Source organism: Xenorhabdus szentirmaii DSM 16338 (assembly GCF_002632585.1).
Lineage (GTDB): Bacteria > Pseudomonadota > Gammaproteobacteria > Enterobacterales > Enterobacteriaceae > Xenorhabdus > Xenorhabdus szentirmaii.
The window spans coordinates 2,262,003-2,265,088 of the sequence record NZ_NIBV01000001.1 but is presented as its reverse complement, the minus strand read 5'-3'; the positions used below and the strand labels follow the sequence as shown (position 1 = coordinate 2,265,088).

Here is a 3,086-nt window from a genome sequence, read left to right as displayed (position 1 = left end):
TTACCATTATTACCATTATTACCATTATTACCATTATTACCATTATTACCATTATTACCATTATTACCATTATTACCCGTATGTCTACTTCACTTTAAGTGGAACCTATTTAACCTGAGCTTCGCTTAAAAAAGGAACTAAAGTGCCTGAGGCACGATCAAAGTTTTTGCTAAAGAAAACAAAATAGTGGAGATCCTCAGGCATGTATAATTTAGAAGAACTTTACTGCTGCGTCGATGACTTTTGCCAAAAATTTATCCCTCTCTGGCATCAACAGCTCATTGCAAATGGATTACGTAAACGGGATCGTGAGGCTTCCCTTTCTCTCAGCGAAGTCATAACTCTCCTCATTTTATTCCACATGAGCCATTATATTGATTTTAAAACGTTTTATATTGAACATGTAAGACAATATCTTACCGCCGATTTTCCCGGATTAGTCAGCTATACCCGTATGCTCACCCTGAAGAAAAGGGCACTGCTCCCTTTATGCGCTTTTCTGTCGTCACGTAAGGCGACAACCCAAGGGATTGCTTTTATTGATTCGACCCAAATTGCCGTTTGTCATAATCTTCGCATTCCCCGTCATCGGGTATTTGAAGGCATAGCACAACGAGGCAAAACCAGTACAGGCTGGTTTTATGGGTTTAAACTTCATCTGGTCATCAATGATTGCGGTGAACTTTTGGCCGTAAAATTAACCGCAGGAAACCAGGATGATCGTCATCCAGTCAAAGCCTTGGCAAAAGGGCTAACAGGATGTTTATATGGCGATAAAGGGTATTTATCACAGGCTTTATGCGATGAGTTAGAAGCCGAAGGCGTCACGTTAATCACGAATGTTCGTCGCAATATGAAAGCCAAAGCGTTATCTCTCTGGGATAGGCTGATGTTAAGACGGCGATTTCTGATAGAAACGGTCATTGATCAGCTCAAAAATATTTCTCAGATCGAACATTCAAGGCATCGCAGCCAGCTCGGTTTTCTGTTGGAAATCGCCGCAGGCCTCATTGCTTATACATTCCAACCGAAAAAACCGAGTTTGAATTTACGGAATAATGATATCGCTATTCTTAAACGAAGCTGAGGTTATTTAATATTTAACAAGGAAACAGTTATGCCAGTTTTTCCATCTCCATTTACGCAAGTTGGGCCTATGTCGCCTGTAACTACTAAGCCTTGGTCACCGATGCCATCAGGGCCTATGTCACCGATACCTTCGGGACACTCATATGGATTTATTGGGGCCTACGATGTCATGTATGGTACTGGATCTCCAGGGACATGGCAGCATAGGACCGATAACATATTGCCATACAGTAGTGGTATAACAGTAAAAATAGCACCATCAGGAACAGAGTATACAAATGCAGCAGGAGTCGTTCGTAACTCTACTTTTGGGCATGCATGGGTTGAATTTCAGGGAGAATCTATTGGGTGGGGTCTAGGTGACGACAAAAAACTCGGAGGAGTTGATAATCTAACTTTTAGAGATTCTATGGCATACGATCCCTCACAGGTTTTTAGTGTCACATATCCATTATATTCACAGCCTATTATTGATAATATAGGGCAATATATTTCTCAACTGAAAAGTAATAATTTTAATGAGATAGCGAAATATAGTGGATTCAAAGAAAATTATAATCTCCTTACTAATAATTGTATAGATTTTGTAAACTCTATTTTGGGACTCACAGAAGAAAACAGTGAAGGATTCATGTTAGATTATATTCCAGAATTGCGTGGTTTAACTCCAAACGGGGTGATACGTCTTCTAGATTTAGACCCAAATGCGGTGAAGGAAATTATTGAGCAACAAATTGATGAATTTGAAAATAAAGAAACACCACTTGTTATTGATCTGACTGGTGATGGTATTAATACTATAGCAGAAAACCGTAACATATTTTTTGATCACGATAATGATGGTATTATTGAAAGTTCAGGATGGATAGAGCTAAATAGTGCATTTTTGGTATGGGATAAAAATAAAGATGGGAAAATAAATAATGGAAATGAACTGTTTGGAAATAACTCTATATTAAAAAATGGAACGAATGCAGATAATGGATTCGCTGCGTTAGCAGATCTTGATGATAATAATGATGGTGTTTTTGACCAGAATGATACTCTATGGAACTCATTAGAGTTATGGATTGATTATAATCGCGATGCGATAACCGATAGTGGAGAATTACATAGATTAAGTGAATCAAGGATTTCCTCTATCAATCTAGCATATAAGGAAAATGGATTTAAAGATATTAACGGTAACGTTCATGGGTTGGAAAGCACCGCGAATTGGAATAATGGCAATGTAACTAAGATAGTGGATGTGTATTTTGCAGTAAACAAAAATAATACAATTGAAACGGTTACCTCTCACGTTGATGTGGTCGGGGTAAATGAGACGTTTAGCGAAGCTATCTTATGATTAATTTTATTTTAAAAAACAAAAGGAATTTAATTTATTTATTATTTTTTTTATCTTTTACGGTGCAAAGTTCGAATATGAAAAAACATGACATTCCATCGGCTATATTTGATTACCCAGATGATTTTTTATCAGCGTTATCTATCCCAATGCCTAAAAATGAAAATGATTATTTTGAGTTGGTAAATAAAGCAAGCGCCGGAGATCCAGAAGCAAATTGGATGCTCGCCGTAATACAACATACTGTGGGTAATTATCAGGCGGCCAGTGACAGATATAATTTATCTATTTCTAGAGGTGACAAGTATAAATCAGAGTCTATGATTAATTTAGGCTTTGTTTTTCAAAAGGAAAATAAATTCGCTGAAGCCCATTCTCTTTTTGAACAGGTTGGAGAAAATGGTCGTTTTGAAGGTTACCGTGCTATTGGAACTAATTATTTTAATGGAACAGGTGTAAAGCAAAATTTTATTAAAGCGAAGAAATATTATAAGAAAGCGAGCCAAATTGGATGTGATGAGTGTACGTATTTTATTAACAATTGGGATGAGATCGTTAAATTAAAAAAATCAGAAAACTCAACAACCACCGACTAAAGTCGGTGGGTTAGTGATTAACGGACTGAAAGTCCGGATACGCATCGGCTGAA

General features: G+C 37.1%; 3 protein-coding genes. All 3 read left to right on the top strand.

Annotated features, from left to right (window positions below; translation table 11 throughout):
* Positions 1-202 precede the first annotated feature (202 nt).
* Positions 203-1,087: an IS982 family transposase gene (locus tag Xsze_RS10040; RefSeq protein ID WP_038242476.1), complete on the top strand. Its 885-nt coding sequence runs from the start codon at positions 203-205 to the stop codon at positions 1,085-1,087.
* A 30-nt stretch (positions 1,088-1,117) separates the two neighbouring features.
* A complete protein-coding gene (locus tag Xsze_RS10035) occupies positions 1,118-2,437 on the top strand; it encodes a leucine-rich repeat domain-containing protein (RefSeq protein ID WP_038242473.1) in 1,320 nt (439 codons plus the stop codon).
* 77 nt (positions 2,438-2,514) lie between these two features.
* Positions 2,515-3,033 carry an SEL1-like repeat protein gene (locus Xsze_RS10030; protein ID WP_244590066.1) on the top strand — a complete coding sequence of 173 codons (519 nt, stop codon included), beginning with the start codon at positions 2,515-2,517 and terminating at the stop codon, positions 3,031-3,033.
* The last annotated feature ends 53 nt before the right edge of the window (positions 3,034-3,086 follow it).